This window comes from Pseudomonas synxantha BG33R, from assembly GCF_000263715.2.
In the GTDB taxonomy this organism is placed as follows: Bacteria; Pseudomonadota; Gammaproteobacteria; order Pseudomonadales; family Pseudomonadaceae; genus Aquipseudomonas; species Aquipseudomonas synxantha_A.
Window position 1 is genome coordinate 2,554,098 of record NZ_CM001514.1, and the last position, 17,545, is coordinate 2,571,642.

Below are 17,545 nucleotides of genomic sequence, written 5' to 3' on the forward strand. Positions count from 1 at the left end.
GCTCAAACTCCTCTGGCCTGGAACAAGCGCTGCCCCGCAGCAGCGAGCGGTTCGCCCGCGTCAGGCCATACCTCCAGCAACTCAAAACCTGCGACCTGCAAGGTCTGGCGCCACGCGTCGACAGCCATGAAGGCTTCATCGCAAGCACGCAGCGGCGCATCGGCCGGCGGCGACAGCAACAGGTGCATGAAGGTCAGCATCGCCGGGTTGTCGGCGATGGATTCACTAAACAGCAAGGCGCCGCCGTCGCGCAGGCTGGTGCGGATCTGGCCGAGGCAGTCGGGCAGGTCGCGGGCGTTGTGCAGCGCGTTGCCGGCAATCACCAGGTCTTGGCTGCGGGGCGCTATGCCCTGGTCGCTGAAGCGGCGATTGAGATCGAGCAGGCCGAACTGCATCCCCGGCTCAAGACGAAACTGACGCTGGGCCGCACTGGTGAACAGCGAGCTGATGTCGGTAAAGCGATAATCCTTCTCGCGTTCTTGCAGCGCCGTCAGCACCGTAGCGGTGGTGCAACCGGCGCCGCCGCCCAGCTCCAGCACCTGCAGCGGCCCGGCAGCGGCGTTGACTTGTCGCGCCCGGGTGCCCAAAGCGTGATTGACCGCCGCAGTGAAGTGGTTGTGCTGGTAGGCGCCCATCACCTTCACCGGGTCCCCGCCAAGCATCAGCAAGTGGGTGAGGGTGAATTGATCGCGCAGCAGGTCGGGCAGGCATTCGATCACTTGGGTATGCAGGCGCGCCATGCTGGCTGGAAAGCCCAATGCGGCATACAGGCGCGGCAGTTCACCCACTTGCGGGTCATCGGGGGGCACTGGCCAACCCAGGCGTTTACCTTCCTCGTGCAGCAGGCCGGCACGGGTCAACGCGGCCAGCCAGCGGCGTACCACCCAGGCATGACGGGCCGCCGTGCCCAGGGCCTGGTTGATGTGCTCGGCAGTGCGCCACGCCTGCAACGGCAACGCATGGCTGTGCAGTAACACCTGGGCCATCACGCCCAGGCTCAAGTGTTCCAGCTCGTTCAGGGCGGTGTTCATAGGCAACCTTCTTGGGCGACGTGCAGTTGATCGAGCGGGTCGTGCAACAGGTTCAGGCTACGAATCGCCGAGGTGCACAGCAGGCGCTCCAGGCTGGCGGCGGGCGGCAGGGCCTGGGCCGCTTCATGGCAGCCGGCGCTGATCTCACCCTCCATCACGCTGATCACCGTGATCGCGGCCATGGCTGCGGTGAGCGCCGCATTGCCTGCGCCACTGAGCACCAGGCTGCGGGTCCGGACCTCGCTATCGTGCAGGCCCTCCAGTTGCAGCAGCAGGGTGACGAAGGGCGCCTGGCCGCTGAGGTCCAGGCGGCTGGCTTCGCACAAGCGCTGCACCGCTTCTGCCCTTGGCAAACCGTGAGCCTGGTCAAACGCCTTGAGCACGTAGCCGTCGGTGATCACGTTGAACCACTGGCCGATGTCCAGGTTCAGGTCCATGGCCAGGCGTTCACCCTCAAGGTTCAGGTAGGGCAGCAGGTGGACCGGGCCGGGAAAACACGGCACCGACACCTCGCGCCGGCGCCGCAGTGCGCGGCTGCGACGCCCGTGTTGCCAGGCCGCCAGCGGTTCGCTGCTGCCGTCCACCGCACCGTGCAAAAAGTCGTCGGCAGCCACGGCGGTAAAGTGATCGCGCAAGCCGAAATAGCTGGTCAGGCTGCGCACCTGGGTGAATTCCTGCTCGGCCAGCCAGCGCGGCAGCAGGCCGGTGAGCCCCGGTTGCAGGCCTGCGCCCAATATCGCGCAGCGGCCACACCATTGGGCTGGGTCGAGGTGCATATGACCGGCGGCGTCAACGTAATGGGCGTCGGCCTGCAACGCTGCCAGCGCGGCACGGTCCTGCATGCGCCACGAGGGGCCCGCGCAGTTGAGCAGCACAGCGCAACCACGGGCGAAGGTGGCCAAAGCCTGGGCATCGTTGAAGTCCACTGCGGCCCATTGCAAACGGGCTTGGGGCCATTGCTGCTGGAGAACCTGCACGCAGTGCGCGCCCTTGGCGGCATCGCGCCCGCCCAGGCGCAGATTGTTCACTCCCAGCGTCAACAACGCCTTGGCGCTGGCCAGTCCCACGTCGCCACTGGCGCCCAACACCCCGATCAGCATGGCTGCGCCTCGGCTTTCAAGCGCCAGCCGCCGGCGCGCTGGCGGTCATGCCAGAACCCGGCGTAGCGACCGTTTTGAGCAAGTAATTGTGCGTGCGTCCCCGATTCCACCAATCGGCCTTCATCCAGCACCAGTATCTGGTCGGCGGCCATGATGGTGGGCAGGCGGTGGGCGATCACCAGTACTGTGGCGTTTTGCATCAGGGCGTGAATCGCCGTCTGCACGAAGGCTTCATTGTGCGGGTCGAGGGCCGCCGTGGCTTCATCCAGCAGTACGATGGGCGCCCGCTTGAGCAGGGCCCGGGCCAGGGATACCCGTTGGCGTTCGCCGCCGGACAGCGCCGCGCCGCCTTCGCCTACGGGGGTGTTCCAACCCTGGGGCAGGCGCGCGACGATTTCATCCACACCGGCCAATCGCGCCGCTTCGGCCACTTGCTCGGCGCTGGCGTCCGGGCTGCCGACGCGGATGTTGGCCTCCAGGCTGTCGTCGAACAGGTAGACGTCCTGCATCACCAGGGACAACTGCGCCATCAGCGCTGCGTTGGACAGCTCGCGTACGTCCACGCCGCCAACCCTGACGCTGCCCTCGCTGGCATCGAAAAAGCGCATCAACAAGCGGGTGACGGTGGTTTTGCCCGAGCCCGAGGCGCCGACAATCGCGGTCATCGAATGCGCCGGTGCGCTGAAGGTCAAGTTATGCAGCACCTTTGGCCCGCTGGGGTACCCGAAGCTGACCTTGTCGAAGGCCAGGGTGCCGGGTGCCGTCAGCGGTTGGCTCACCGCGGGCTCCGGCAGCGGCGGCTCACGCAGGATACCCACCAGTTGCTCCAGGTCGTTCGCGGCCATGCGTAACAGACCACTGCGCGCCGCCGCTTCGGCCAGCGGCCCGACAAAACGTGCCGCCAGCGCGAGCAAGGCGACCAACTGGATGGCGTCGATTTCGCCATGGGCGGCCAGGGCGATGCCCACGCCCACCAGCAACGCAAACGCCAGTTGTACGGTCAGGCCACCGGCCAGCAACTTCGGAAAGGTCTGCGACAGCATCGAGCCGCCCGCGTGTTTCTGCGCCAGGTTGGCGGCCTGCAACGGCGCGTAGCCGTCCTGGGTGCGACCAAAGGCGCGCAGTACTGGCTGGTAGCGGGCGAACTCGACCACGCGGTTACCGGCCAGAGTCGCGGCGGCTTCCACGCGCGCATCATTGCTGCCGATGGCGGCGGCCGACCAGTGATGGGTGAAGTAGATCAGCGGCGCGCACAATGCGGCGGTCAGGCCCAAGCGCCAGTCGAACACGAACAGGGTCAGCGCCACGGTAGCCGGCACCACCACGCCGGACACCACCGGCCCCAGGTAATGGGCAAACAAGCCGGTGACCATCAGCGTGCCGCTGGTGGCACTGCGCGACAGGCGCCCGACCTTCTCGGAGTTGAACCAGCCCAGCGGCAGGCTGACCAGGTGCTGGCCAAGGCGGTCATGCAAGGTGGTCAACACCAGCAGCGCCAGGGCAAAGCCCTTCATGGCCTGCTGGTAATGGGCGATGCAGGTCAGCACCACCATCGCCGCCAGGCCAGCCAGCCAGAGGGACGCGCGGTGCAGGTCACCGGCAAACAGCGCGTGCAGGATCGGCACCAGCAACGCCACGGCCAGCCCTTGCAACACGGCACTGGTCACCAGCCAGGCGAGGTAGCGGTACAGGCGTGCGGCGTGGGCCGGGCCCAATAAAGTCACGAGGCTGCGGATCACAAGGACATCTCCAGGTCGGGGGCGGTGGTTTCGGTGCCGGCAAGCCACAGGCGGGCATAGGTGCCGTTCGCCGCCAGCAATTGCTCGTGAGTACCGTTTTCCAGCACGCGGCCCTGGTCGAGCACCACGATCTGGTCGACGCCGCAGATACTCGCCAGACGGTGAGCAATCACCAGCACCGTGCGGCCGCGGGCCAGTGCAGAGAGGGCATCCTGGATCAGCGCTTCGGACTCGGGGTCGGCGTGGGAGGTGGCTTCATCGAGGATCAGCACCGGCGTATCGGCCAGTAGCGTGCGAGCGATGGACAAGCGTTGGGCTTCACCGCCGGAAAAAATCGCGTCTTCGCCGATCACCGACTGATAGCCGCGGGGCAGGGCGCGGATGCGTTGATGAATCTGCGCGGAGCGTGCCGCTGCCTCGACGTCGGCATCGCTGGCCTCGGGGCGGCCCAGGCGCAGATTGTCGGCAACGGTGCCGTGCACCAGTTGCGCGTCCTGCAACACAAAGCCCACGTGTTGATACAGCTGGCGCGGGTCAATCTCGCGCACATCCACACCACCCACGCAGACCCGCCCGGCGTAGACGTCGTGAAAGCGCGGCACCAATTTGGCCAGGGTCGATTTGCCCGCGCCGGAGGCACCCACCAGCGCGGTGACGCTGCCTGCCGGGCAGTGCAGGTCGACGCCATTGAGGATCAGGTGCTCGGGGTCATAGCCGAACTGCACCTGTTCAAAACGAATATCACTGCCCTGGGGCATCCTGCACACCTTGGGCGTAGGCAGTTCCTCAACCTCAAGCAGCGCCTCGATGCGGTCGGCGGCCGCGAGGGCAGTGCGCTGGGCGGTGAGGCTCTGGTTGATCACCAGCAACGACTGCGGAATCACCACGGCTACCAGGGTTTCGGCGAACAGCTCCAGCGCTGTAATCCAGCCCTGGGCCAGCAACAGGCTGCCCACCCCCAGGCTCACCAACAGAATTACCGGCACGCTCAGGGCCATCGATGAAAACGCTTCCAGGCGCAGCAGCGGCCGCACCCAGCCAGCGTATTGCGTGCTGAACTGGTCGACCGCCTGCTGATAGCTGCGATGGGCCTGGCCCACCTGGCCGAACGCCTTGACCACGGCAATGCCGTGGACAAACTCGACAATCGCCGCGCTGACCCGGGTCATGCTCTTGTCGAGCAACTGCATCTTGGCGCCGAAGCCGCGCATCATCAGGCTGTAGGCCACCGCGTAGATCGGCAGGGTCAGCACCGCCAACAGCGCCAGGCGCCAGTTCAATGTGACCAACCAGATCAGCCCTGCCAGCGGGGTGACTATCGCCGCCGTCACTTCCACTGCGTGATGGGCAACCAGGTGGTGCAGGTCTTCCAGGTCGTCCTGCACCACTTTGCGCACCGCGCCGGAGGTGGTGTCGGTGTACCAGCCCAGCGGCACGCGCCCCAGCTTGCGCACCATGGCTTCGCGCAAGCTCGATTGCAGGCGGTGGTCGGCCAGGTGGGTCAGCCACAGCGCGACGCCGCTGGCCATCCAGCCAAGGCTCAGGGCGACCACTACCAGCGCCGCCCACAGCCACAACGTGTGGCTGTGGGCATTGCCGGCCAGCAGCAAGCGGCCCAGTTCGGTCAGGCCGATAAAGGGCACCAGGTTGACCAGTGCGCCGACGGCGGCGAATACCACACCGAGGCGGATCAGGCGGTTGACCGGGCGTTTGAGGGTATCGAGTGCGGTGCTCATGAGTTTTTCCGAAGGGCCTCAAGCAGGTGCGCGGTGACGGTGTGCACGTGGGGTGGCTCGATGACGCTGAAGTGGTTGCCCGGCACGTCGATCAGGTTGAATTGGCCCAGGCACGCGTCCTCCCAGAACGGCGCCGCCAGGTGGCCGACGCCGCCGGTGATCCCGAACGATTGCTGCTCCAGACAGCGCAGGTAGGTCATGTTGCCGAGGAACGGCGGCGGATCGAACCGTGCCGCCCGCATACTGTGGCGGCATACGCGGAACAGCGTGGGCACCAGCTCCGGGCCGATGGGCACCCCGGCCTGGCCGGACGCCAGGCGTGCATACTCGGCCAGGCGTTCTTCCTGGCTGCGCGCCGACTGTTGCTGCACCGCCAATGCCAGCGCGTCCAGGCCCGGGTCGCCGCCCAAGGCAGCCATGGCCCCGGCGGGTACGCGGCGGTTGTCGCGGGCCATCAGCAGGTCGATGGCGCGGTACACGTCGTAGTCTTCGATATGCGCGCCGAACACGGTCTTTACCGGGTCCAGGTTGAGGTTGGGCACGAAGATAGCCTCGTAGGCCAGCTCTTCGTCGGTGTCGATAAACATCGGGATACTGTCGATCAGGCTCAGGTCTACCACCTCCATGCCACGTTCCAGCAGGCGCCGGGCGACTTCGGTGGCGAGCAGGCCGCCCAGGCAGTAGCCGATCAACTGGAAGCGCTGATGGCCGTCGGCGATCAAGCGTTCGGCGTAGTCCTGGGCCACGCTTTCAATCAGGCGCTTGGGTTCCAGGGCCAGGTACTGCGCGGTGTCGGCCACCGCAAAACCGATCACCGGGCCGGCCTGCTGAGCGGCGAGTGAACGGCCCAGGTGCTGGAAATAATCCAGGGTGCCGAGGGCCGCGTGGAACATCACCCGTACCGGGCCGACGTCGCCGCCGCCAAAGGGCACTACCAGGGCGTTGCTGTTGGATGAACGCTGGGAATCGCCGGGCTTGACCGCAGACGGTGCGCTTTCTCCATGGCTGAGCAGGCGCGCCAGTGCGCTGACAGTCGGCTCGTTGAGCATCTGCCGCAACAGGGTGTCGTAGCTCACGCGTTGCGCCTGGGGCAGTTGTTCGCGCAATTGGCCGGCGACCCGGGCGAGGATCAGCGAGTCGGCGCCTTTTTCGTAGAAACTGTCGTCGGCGCCGATCTGCGCCAGGCCCAGGGCCTCGGCCCACACTTGGCACAGCTGCGCGGTGAGTGGGTCACTGGGTACCTGCTCGCTGCTGGCGGCTTGGGTATCCACGGCGGGGCGCCAGTTGGCCAGGGTCTTGCGGTCGACCTTGCCGTTGGCGGTCAAGGGCAGGCGGTCGAGTACTTGCAGGTGCGCCGGCAGCATGTAGTCTGGCAGGCGTTGCGCGAGGGCGCGGCGCAGGCTGTCGACGCTCAGGCGCTGGAGCCCGGCCTTGAAGCGTGCGGCGAACACCTGCATACCCAGGGCCGCCAGCGGGTGGTCGGCGTGGGGCAGGGTCGGCAGGCTTTCGCCGCCGAATGCCTGGATACGCTCACGCCAGGTGTCGGCGCTGCACAAGCCGCTGCGGCCTTGGTCGTGATCGCTGCCTGACGGCGTCATCATGAAGCCCTGGGTCAGCAGAATCGGCGGCCATTCGCCGGTTGGCTCGCTGAACACCAGCCAGCCACCCGGGCTGAGCAGTTCGGTGATCTGGCCGAGGGCGTTGTCGATGTCCTTGACGCTGTTGAGCATGCCCGCGCACAGCACGATATCCACGCTGTTGCTGGCCAGGCCCTGAGGGCGGATGGGCTGATCGATGTCCAGCACGCCATAACGCACCCAGGCGTGGTCGGCAAAGCGTTGCCTGGCCGCCGGCAGGAAAAACGCGGTCATGTCGGTGAACAGGTAATCCACTTCGAGCCCATCGAGCAGGCTGATCACCGGCGCACTGGTAGCGCCGGTGCCCGCGCCGATTTCGAGGATGCGCAGCGGGCCGTCGCCTTCGTGGTGGGTAGCAAGGCGGTTGATCAGCGCAGCGATGCTGTGGTTGTTGTAGCGCGACACGGCATCCCCGCCATACAGCTGCAATGCCAGGTTTTGCTCGCCCTGAGGGAACAACAGGTCGAACGGGTTGACCTCGCCGCGCAGCAGTTTCTGCAGTTGCCCGACGTGATTGAGCTGGTAGTCGAGCAGCGTCTGGCTGCACAGCCCGGACGCGACCGCCTGTTCCACCCGGCCCCAGGCCAGCGCCGGGTTTGGCGCGCTGTCGAGCAGGCGATAGCGGGACTGTTCACCGTGCAAAAGGCCCGCGTCACACAAGGCCGCGAGCCAGCGCCGCACCAGCCAGTGATGGCGGGGCTGCGCTTGCAGGGCCTGCAGGATGGTGGGTGCATCCGGTTCGGCCCACGCGCCGCTGAATAGATTGGCCTTGAGCATCACGTCCAGCATCGAACTCAACGCTGCGCCACTGAGGTCCGCCTGATAGTCGCGTACCTGTTGGGGGTCAAAGCTGCCGACCTGGCTGTCGGCGTAGCGCTGCACCGCCGTCAGCAACGGCGCGCCGGGTAGCGGTTCGGGTTCGGCCCGCGCAGGCGTGACGAAGGCCAGCAGTTCGTCGCTGAACAGGCTGACCGCGCTGTCCACGCCCGGGGTGGAGAGCAGTGCGGCGTCGATTTCGCCCAGTTCCACCCGATGTCCACGGATCTTGACCTGGCCGTCGTTACGGCCGAGGAACTCCAGTTCACCCCCCGGCAGATAGCGGCCACGGTCACCGGTGCGGTACAGACGCTGACCGTCGAGCGGGTGTGCAAGGAAGCGTGCCTCAGTCAGCGCCGGGTCGCCCAGGTAACCCTGGGCCAGGCCTACGCCGGTGATGTACAGGTCACCCGGCACCCAGGTCGGCACGTCGCGCCATTGGCTGTCCAGCACGCGAAAGCCCTGGTTGGCCAGCGGCAAGCCATAGGGAATGCTGCGCCACGCGGGGTCAATTGCGCCGATGGGGTGCAGGTTGGACCAGATCGAGGCCTCGGTGGCGCCGCCCAGGGCCACCAGGGCCAGGCCCGGCAACAGCGCGTGCAGTTGCGGCGCCAGGTTCAGCGCGATCCAGTCACCCGACAACAACGCCAGGCGCAGGCTGTCCAGGGGGCGCGGCTCGGCTTGCAGGTAGTGGGCCAGCATCTGCAATTGCGCCGGTACCGAGTTCCACAGCGTCACCTGATGGCGCTGCACCAGCTCGGCCCAGTGCGACGGGTCGGCGCCGCGTGCCGGGTCGGGCAGCACCAGGGTGCCGCCCACCGCGAGGGGGCCGAACAGGTCATACACCGACAAATCGAAACTCAGTTGCGCCAGGCCCAGCACGCGGTCGGCGGCGTTGACCGCAAAGCGCCGGTTGATGTCCTGCACGGTATTGAGCGCGGCGCGATGGCTGATCATCACGCCCTTGGGTTCACCGGTGGAGCCGGACGTGTAGATCACATAAGCGAGATCGTCGGGGCTGCCGTGCGGTGCCGGGAAGTCCGATGGGGTCAGCGCCAGTTGATCCACGGCATGCCAGTGCAAGCCCTCGGGCAATGGCGTGTGGGGCAGGGCCTGGGAATGGCCGAGCACGTGGCGCACCTTGGCGCTGTGCAGCACGCGGTCGCGGCGGGCGGCCGGGGCATGGCTGTCCAGAGGCAGGTAGGCGGCGCCGGCCAGCAGTACGCCGTAGGCCGCCACCACTTGGTCACGGCCCTTGGGCATCAGGATCGCCACCGGTTCCTGGGCGCGGCAACCGGCGGCGCTGAGGGCAGCAGCGACTGCCAAGGCACGCTCCATCAGGGCGGCGTAGGTCAGGCTGCCGTGGGCATCGATCACTGCCAGGGCCTGCGGCTGTTCCCAGGCCATGCTCAGCAGGCCGTCATGCAGGCGGCCGGTGGGCAGCGGCGCGGCGGTGGCATTGGCGGCCAGGCGCTCACGTTGTTGCCAGGCCGGCAACGGCACTTGCATGGGGTGGTCCCAGGCGGCCGGGTCGAGGGCCAGTAACTGCAACTCGGCGACGAATGCCTGCTGCATGTCTTCGATCAGGCCGTCGGGGAACACGCCTTGGCGCACATCCCAGTGGATGTGCAAACCCTGCGCGTCGTCCATTACCTGGCAGTCGAGGGTCACCTGCGGAGTTTGGGTGATGCCGTGGCCGACCTGTCGCTGGCTGGCAGGCGGTGGTTCGATCGCCAGGCCGATAGCACTGGTGAACACCACCGGCATGGACGCCGCTTCACGCCCGCGCCGGCGACCGATTTCGCGCATCACCTGGATGCCGGAAAACAGCCGGTGCTCCAGGTCGGCAAACAGTTGATTGCCCAGTTGGCGTGCCTGGCTGGTGAAATCCTGGCCCTGGGGATCCTTGACCTGCAACAGGCTGACCGAGGTGAAATCCCCCACCAGTTGACCCACTTGCGGATGCAGCGGCAAGCGGTTGAGCAGTGTCAGATTGAGGCTGAAGGTGGGTTGCTGGCTCCAGCGTTGCAAGGTGCCGACGTAGGCGCTGAGCACCACGATGGACGGGGTGAGGCCGAGGGCGCCGGCGGCTCTTTTCAAGGCTGCCCATGGCTGCGCGTGGAGTTGCGCGCAGTGGCGCTGGAAGCGCGGCACGCTGGTGTCTTCGCCGCTCAGGGGCGCCGGCAGTTGTGGGGCGGGGGGCAGTTCATCGATACGCGCCAGCCAGTAGTCACGGTCGCGTTGGTGGCGGCTGCCTTCGAGCAGACCCCGTTCGGCCAGCAGGTAGTCGCGAAAGGTGATGTCCAGGCTGGGCAAGCTGGCCTGGGGGTCGTGCAGTAGCTGTTCCAGCTCATTGAACAGCAGTTGCGCGCTGGCCCAGTCGGCGATCAATGAGTCCATGGAGAAGTGCAGGGTGTCGCCGCTGTCACTGCGGCTCAGGCGCAATTCGAACAGCGGCCAGATATCGGTAGGGTAGAGCTTCTGCTCCATGGCCTCACGTATCTGCTGCACGGCGTGCTGGTGCTGTTCACGAGTGGCGCCGCGCAGGTCGGCGACCGCCACCGGGTAATGGGCGACTTCGGCCAGCACGCGCTGGGAGCCTTCGCTGGCGATCACCGCGCGCAGCATGTCGTGCCGGGCAATCAGGCGGTTCCAGGCGTGTTCGACCTGCTGCGGGTCGAGGCTCGGCCAGCTCAGTTCGAGGTAACCGTGGCAGGCCACGTTGCCGTAGCCAAACGAAGCCTGTCGGCCGAGCAGGTAGGCGTTCTGCACATCGGTGAGCGGGAACGGCGCGTGACGCTGTGCCGGGTCGGCCATCACCTGGGGCCGCTCCTGGGTTTGCAGCAGGTGCAGGATCTGCTGCTTGTGCTCGCGCAGTTGCGCCAGGCGCTCGGCGTCGAGCAGGCCCTGGGGCGCGCGGAATTTGAGTTGACCATCCTGGGGCCAGAGTTCGACGCCCAGGGACTTGAGTTCGCTTAACAGTTTGGCGGCGGGCATGGGGGCAGCTCCTGGGATAAGGGCAGGTTGCGCGGGCATCAGATGACGCCCTCTTCAACGGTGTGCGGGGTGGGTTGGCGCTCGACGGCGTGGGCCACTTCCATCAGGCTGGCGGCGCCGAACAACTGGCCCATGGGCAATTCCAGGCCAACACGGCTGCGCAGCATTTCGAGAAACCGCGTGGCCAGCAGGCTGTCGCCGCCCAGGCGAAAAAAGTTGTCATGGCGCGACACGCTGGGCACGTTGAGCAATTGCTGCCACAGCTCGGCGACCAGTTGCTCTGCGGCGCTCAGCGGGGCTTCATCCACGGCGCAGCGGGACCGGGCAGCCGCCGCCAATGGCGCAAGCAAGGCACGGCGATCTACCTTGCCATTGCTGCTCAGGGGCAAGTGCTCCAGCACCAGGATCTGTTCCGGGCGCATATAGGCGGGCAGGCATTGCACCAGGTGCTGGGCCAGCACCTCGGCGCAGGTGCTGGCGGTGACAGCAGCCAGCAGGCGCTGATCCTCGACCAGCACCACGGCACGGTTCACGCAGGGATGACGGGCCAGCGCGGCTTCGATTTCCCCCAGCTCGATACGATGGCCGTGAATCTTCACCTGGGTGTCGGCACGCCCGAGAAACTCCAGCAACCCACCCGGGTGGTAGCGGCCCAGGTCGCCGGTGCGGTACCAACCCTCGACAAAGCGCTCGGCATTCAATTGCGGTGCATGGCGATAGCCGCGTGCGACGCCGCTGCCGCCAATCCACAACTCGCCCGTGACCCAGTCCGGGCAGTCGCGGCCAAGGGCGTCGACCACGCGGTAAGCCTGGTTCGCCAGCGGCACGCCGTAGGGGATCGAGCGCCAGCCCGGCAACAGTTGCCGTACCTCGTAATGGTTGGACCAGATCGCCGCTTCGGTGGCGCCGCCCAGGGCGATAAAGCGGCAATCCGGGGCTTGTTGGCGCAGGCGTTGCGGCAGGTCGAGGCCGATCCAGTCGCCCGACAGCAGGGCCACCTTGAGCGCCAGGGGTTGGCGCTCAAGGGCGTTGGCTTCCAGCAGCATGTCGAGCAGCGCCGGTACGCTGTTCCACAGGCTCACGCGGTGATGTCGCAGGGCCTTGAGCCAGGCGCGGGCGTCGCGGCGCTGGTCTTCGTCGATCAACACCAGAGCGGCGCCCACCGAGAGCAGGCCGAACACGTCATACACCGACAGGTCGAAGTCCAGCGCCGACAGCGCCAGACCGCGGTCCGACGCGTCGATGCCGTAGCAGCGGTTGATTTCGGCCACGGTGTTCATGGCGGCGCGGTGGGTGATTTCCACGCCCTTGGGCTGGCCGGTGGAGCCGGAGGTGTAAATCACGTAGGCCAGTTGGTTGGCGCACACGGCCAGCGGTGCCAATAGCGGTTCGGCGCTTTGCGCCTGGGACGGCTTGAGATGCTTGACGCCTGGCAGCTGTGGGTCGTGCTCGGCGAGGATCAGGCTGACGCCGGCCTGTTGCAGGATGCGCTGGCAACGCTGCAACGGCTGGTCGACACCCACTGGCAGGTAGGCGGCGCCGGCGGCCAGCACGCCCAATACACTCGCAATCTGTTGCGGGCCCTTGGCCAGGGACACCGCCACCAGGTCACCGGCTGCCACCCCTGCGTCCATCAGGCTACGGGCGATGCGCAACGCCCGTTCGGCCAGCTCGCCGTAGCTCAGGCTGCCATGCTCACCCCATAGCAATGCAGGGCGATGCGGGGCCTGGTGGGCGTGTTGGAAAAAGCCCTGGTGCAAGGTCGGATCACCCGGCACGCCGGGGCCGGGAGCATTCAGGCGGGCGCGCAGTTGCGCCTGGGCCAGGGGCAGCACGTCTGGCGGCGCGTCGTCCCAGGCGTGTTCGGCCAGCCAGTGGAGGCTGTGCAGGTAGGCGTCGAACATGGCCTCGACCAGCCCCTCGGGGAACAGGCCGACCACCCGGTCCCAGTTCAGGGCGATGCCGCCGTCGGCTTCCACCACCTGATGATCGAGCCATACCTGCGGAGTTTGGGTCAGGCCGAATACCTGCCGGGCGAACGGCCCGTCTACCGGTGCGGCGGTGCCATCCGGCACCCCCAGCGCACTGGTGAAGACCACCGGCATGTTGACCTGCTGTTCGCCGCGTTGCCGCGCCAGTTGACGCAGCAAGCTCACCGAACCGATGCAGCGGTGTTCCAGCGCATCGCCGAGCTGCTGCTGGGTGCGCCGTGCGCGGTCGATCCAGCGTTCGCCGACCTTGGGCGCATAGCCCAGCAGGGTCAGCGAGGTGAAATCGCCCATGACCTGATCGATCTGCGGATGCACCGGCCGGCGGTCAAACAGGGTCAGGTTGAGACTCAGGTCGGGGCGCGCACTCCAGCGCCCGAGGGTTTCGGCAAACGCGCAGAGCAGTACCGCCGAAGCAGTCAGGCCGTGTTGCTGGGCCTTGGCCAGGATCGCTTGCCAGGCATCGGCCTTGACCTGCCCTTGCAGGCGCTCGAAGCGCGGTTGGCCCAGGTTGGCGGGGTCGGTTGCCAGGGGCAGTTGCGGGTGCGGCGGCAACGTGGGCAGGCGTTCCTGCCAGAACTGTTGCGCGGCGTGCAATTCGTCAGGTTCCACACGGGATTGCACTTGATAGTCGCGAAATGAAAGCTGCAGCGGTGCCAGGGCCAGCGTCGGCTCGCGGTACAGCGCGTCGAGTTCGGCATAGAAACGCAGGATGCTCAGGGCATCAAGAATCAGGTTGTCCAGGCTGATCGCCAGCCGCGTGTGCCGGCCCTGGGTCACGGCCTGCACATCGAACAGCGGCCATTGGGCGGGATCGAACACGCGGTGGGCACAGTGTTCGCGCAGGTCTTCAAGGCAGGCGTAGCGCTGGCCGATCACGAAGGTGGGCACCTGGGGGAGGATGCGTGCCTGGCCTGTGTGGTCGAACACCGTGCGCAGCGTTTCGTGGCGTTCGATCAGGCGTGCCAATGCGTGTTGCAGGCGTGGCAGGTCGAGGTCTTCGACGTCGTATTCGCGGTAGAAGTGGCAGCTCACGCCGCCCAATACCAGGCTGGGGTCGCGGCCCAGCCAGTAGGCTTGCTGCACCTCGGTCATGGGGAAGGGCGCGTGACGTTGGTCGAGGTCCGGTACCACGGTGCGTTGTGTTTCGGCCTGGGCCTGTTGATGCAGGCCTGTGCAGAACTGCGCCAGCACCGGCTTGGCAAACACCTGGGCGATCCGTGCGCCCCCCAGCCCTTGTTCGGCCAGCAGGCGCACCAGGCGCGTGGCGCTCAGGGAGTCGCCACCGAGGGCAAAGAAGTTGTGCTCACGGCAGACCTCGCCACAACCGAGCAATTGCTGCCAGGCGCGGGCCACCTGTTGTTCGATGGCTCCGCAGGGTGGCGACAGCTGGGCAGGGACGGCGCTGCTGTGGTCGGCCAGCCAGCCGTTGAGTGCGTTGCGATCCACCTTGCCATTGCTTGTCAGGGGCCACTGCGCGCAGCCGAGGATCAGGCTGGGAATCATATAGGCCGGCAGGCGCTCGGCCAGGTCCGGCAGCTCCAGCACTGTGGGCTGCACCGGGCCATTTGCAAGGCGCACCACCGCTGCCAGGTGCTGGCCGACCAGCAGCGCCACCGCCTGTTCGACGCCGGGGCACGCCAGCAGCGCCTGTTCTACTTCACCGGCTTCGATGCGGTAGCCATGCAATTTGAGTTGGAAGTCAGTGCGCCTCAGAAACTCGACCGTGCCGTCGGGGTGGTAGCGCGCACTGTCGCCGGTGCGGTACCAACGCAGGCCCTGGTACTGCACAAATCGTTCGGCGCTGCGTACCGGGTCGCCACGGTAACCCTCGGCCACCCCGGCGCCACCGATCCACAGTTCACCGGCCACCCAATCCGGGCAGTCATGGCCATGCCGGTCGACGATGCGCAGGCTGACGTTATCCAGCGGCTTGCCGTAGGGCAGGCAATGCCAGTGCAGTGCCTGGCCGGGGGCGACTTCGAACAGCGTCGAGTGAATCGCCGCTTCCGTTGCGCCGCCCAGGGCCATGAAGCGGCAACCGGGCGCCTGGGCCCACAGACGTGACGCCAACTGCGGCGCGACCTTGTCACCACCGAGCAATACCGCGCGCAGGGGCAGTGGGGCGTCGGCGCAACCCAGCAACATGTCGAGCAGCGCCGGCACGCAATTGAGCACAGTGGCGCGGTGCTGCACGGCCAGTTCACGCCAGCGTGGGGCGTCGCGTTGCGCTTGGGGCTCGATCAGGATCACCGCCGCGCCGTTGGCCAGCGCGGCAAACAGGTCAAACACCGACAGGTCGAATTCCAGCGCGGAGAGCGCCAGGATTCGGTCTTCGCCATTGAGCTGCAAACGCCGTTGCAGGTCTTCCAGGGTGTTGGCTGCGGCCAGGTGGCTGACCTCTACGCCCTTGGGCTCACCAGTGGAACCGGAGGTATATAGAACATAGGCCAGGTCGCTGATCGCACCGGGGCGCGGCGCCTGCAACGCGGTGTCGGCGTGCGGCAAGCGGGTGAGCAGCAAGCGTGCGCCGGACGACTGGCAGATCTTGCAGCAACGCGCCTCGGGCTGGTCGGCGCCGATGGGCAGGTAGGTGGCGCTGCACGCCAGGATGCCCAGCACGGCGATCACCTGCTCGGGGCCTTTGGGCAGTTGCAACGCCACGATGTCACCGCGCTGTACGCCCTGGCCTTCGAGGTAGGCCGCGACGGCGAGGGCTCGCTCGGCCAGCTCGCCGTAGCTGATGATGTGGTTGCCGTGCAGCAGTGCGGGCCGGGCGGGCGTCAACTGCGCCTGGGTGAAAAAACCTTCGTGCAGGCGTGTTACCGGTAATGCTGTGCGCTGGCCCTGGGTGGCGCGGCGTACGTCAAGCTGGCTGGCGGGAACCAGCGCCGGCACCGCCTGATCCCAGGCCGCAGCATCATGGCACAGGCGCTGCAACAGGCCGGTATAGGCATCGAACAGGCCATCGAGCACACCCTCGGCGAACAACCCTTCGCGGGCGTCGAGGTTGACCAGAATGCCGCCGTCCAGCTCGGTGACCTGGGCGTCCAGCCACACCTGCGGGCCCTGGGAAATGATCCAGGCCGGCTGGCCGAAACTCTCCTGCACGCCCTCGGCGAACAATTCCCCCAGGCCCAGCGCGCTGGTGTACACCACCGGCGCCAGCACTTGCTCGCCGCGATGGCGGGACAGTTCACGCAATACCTCCAGGCCGGAAAACGCACTGTGTGCGGCATCGCCATGAAAGCGTCGTTGCAGCGCCGTGGCTCGGGCGGCGAAGGTGCCGGTCATGCGGCCGTCCCAGGCCAGCAGGATCGAGGAGGTGAAGTCGCCGACCAGGCGCTCGACATCGGTATGCAAAGGCATGCGGTTGAACAACGGCAGGTTGAGCAGCAGCTCAGGCGTCTCGCACCAGGCGCCAAGGGCTTCGCAAAACACCGCGGCCAGGGCCATGGCCGGGGTGAGGGCGTGCTCGCGGGCGTGGCGTTCGAACGCCTGGCGTTGTGACGGCGACAACCAGTGGTGACGGCGGCGCACCTGGCGCTCATCGCCCTGGCTCTTGATGGGCAAGCGTGGGGCGCCGGGCAACGCGTCCAGGCGCTGCAACCAGTAGTCGCGGGCGTGTCGATGGCGCTCGCGGTGCTCGGGGCTGGCGTGCTCCAGGCGCAGGTCGGCCAGGTAACGGGGGAAGCTGTAATCCAGCGCGGGCAGCGGCTGCAGGCGGTACAACTGCACCAGGTCGCCGAGCAGGGTACGCAGGCTCAAGGCGTCGGCGGCGAGCATGTCGAGGTTCAGGTGCAGGCGCGTGCCCTGGGGCAACAGTGATAACTGGATGTCCAGCACCTGGCCGTGTTCCACGGCCAACTGGCGATGGGAAAGTTCGGCGCGCAAGGCGTGCAGATGGTGTTGCCGCTGTGCGGCATCGGCCTGGCGCAGGTCATGCACTTTAAGCCCTGGCCATGGACTGCGGGGCAGGATCTGCTGGCGGCCATCGTCGAGGAATTGCGCCCGCAACATGGGGTGGCGGGCCAACAAGGCGTGCACGGCGGCTTCCAGGCGGGCCGGGTCAACGTCGTGACCGTCGAATTCGTTATAGAAGTGTGCAGCCACACCGCCCAGTGCCTGGCCAGGGGCACGGCCGATCCAGTACGCATGTTGCATGGGGGCCAGTTCGAAAGGCTGGCCATCGTCGGCGCTGTGATTGACGGGCGCGGCAGGAGCCGGCGCGGTGTCGAGCAGGGCCAGCCAGGCGCACAGGCGCGGGTCGGCCACCAGCTCGGCGAAACGTGCGGCCAGACCCTGGCGCCGCCATTGGCCGGCCAGGCGGATCAGGGTGACCGAATCCAGGCCCCATTCGATCAGGTTGGCCTCCAGGGGAATCTGCTCGGCAGGCTGTCCCAGGGCTTCGGACAGGGAACGGCGCAGCAGGGTTAGGGTTGAGGTGCTGGGAGTGGCCATGGCTCAACGTCTTCTCATCGCTAGGGCCCGGACCGGCGTT

Annotated in this window: 6 protein-coding genes; all 6 read right to left on the reverse strand. The window is 67.0% G+C overall.

The window, feature by feature from the left end; all coding sequences use genetic code 11:
- Positions 1-2: 2 nt before the first annotated feature.
- The 6 genes from PSEBG33_RS15740 to PSEBG33_RS15715 are packed head-to-tail and all read right to left on the reverse strand — an operon-like array spanning position 3 to position 17,505.
- Positions 3-1,031 (reverse strand): class I SAM-dependent methyltransferase, encoded by a 1,029-nt coding sequence (locus PSEBG33_RS15740; protein WP_005787445.1) that lies wholly within the window; start codon positions 1,029-1,031, stop codon positions 3-5.
- Positions 1,028-2,131: a saccharopine dehydrogenase NADP-binding domain-containing protein gene (locus tag PSEBG33_RS15735; RefSeq protein WP_005787447.1), complete on the reverse strand. Its 1,104-nt coding sequence runs from the start codon at positions 2,129-2,131 to the stop codon at positions 1,028-1,030. The genes PSEBG33_RS15740 and PSEBG33_RS15735 overlap by 4 nt, the downstream gene beginning before the upstream one ends.
- Positions 2,125-3,870, reverse strand: a complete 1,746-nt coding sequence (locus PSEBG33_RS15730; RefSeq protein ID WP_005787449.1) for an ABC transporter ATP-binding protein — start codon at positions 3,868-3,870, stop codon at positions 2,125-2,127. Before PSEBG33_RS15730 ends, PSEBG33_RS15735 begins: the two co-directional genes overlap by 7 nt.
- Complete coding sequence (locus PSEBG33_RS15725) at positions 3,867-5,606, reverse strand: ABC transporter ATP-binding protein (RefSeq protein WP_005787450.1); 1,740 nt, start codon at positions 5,604-5,606, stop codon at positions 3,867-3,869. Before PSEBG33_RS15725 ends, PSEBG33_RS15730 begins: the two co-directional genes overlap by 4 nt.
- Positions 5,603-11,056 (reverse strand): non-ribosomal peptide synthetase, encoded by a 5,454-nt coding sequence (locus tag PSEBG33_RS15720; protein ID WP_005787451.1) that lies wholly within the window; start codon positions 11,054-11,056, stop codon positions 5,603-5,605. Before PSEBG33_RS15720 ends, PSEBG33_RS15725 begins: the two co-directional genes overlap by 4 nt.
- Before the next feature lie 38 nt (positions 11,057-11,094).
- The gene (locus PSEBG33_RS15715) at positions 11,095-17,505 is read right to left on the reverse strand and encodes a non-ribosomal peptide synthetase (protein ID WP_005787453.1); all 6,411 of its coding nucleotides are present in this window, start codon (positions 17,503-17,505) and stop codon (positions 11,095-11,097) included.
- Positions 17,506-17,545 lie beyond the last annotated feature (40 nt).

Excerpts from the sequence above, each read along its gene's own strand:
- PSEBG33_RS15740 (WP_005787445.1), bottom strand. The coding sequence starts at position 1,031 with ATGAACACCGCCCTGAACGAGCTGGAACACTTGAGCCTGGGCGTGATG.
- PSEBG33_RS15735 (WP_005787447.1), bottom strand. The coding sequence starts at position 2,131 with ATGCTGATCGGGGTGTTGGGCGCCAGTGGCGACGTGGGACTGGCCAGC.
- PSEBG33_RS15725 (WP_005787450.1), bottom strand. The coding sequence starts at position 5,606 with ATGAGCACCGCACTCGATACCCTCAAACGCCCGGTCAACCGCCTGATC.
- PSEBG33_RS15720 (WP_005787451.1), bottom strand. The coding sequence starts at position 11,056 with ATGCCCGCCGCCAAACTGTTAAGCGAACTCAAGTCCCTGGGCGTCGAA.
- PSEBG33_RS15715 (WP_005787453.1), bottom strand. The coding sequence starts at position 17,505 with ATGGCCACTCCCAGCACCTCAACCCTAACCCTGCTGCGCCGTTCCCTG.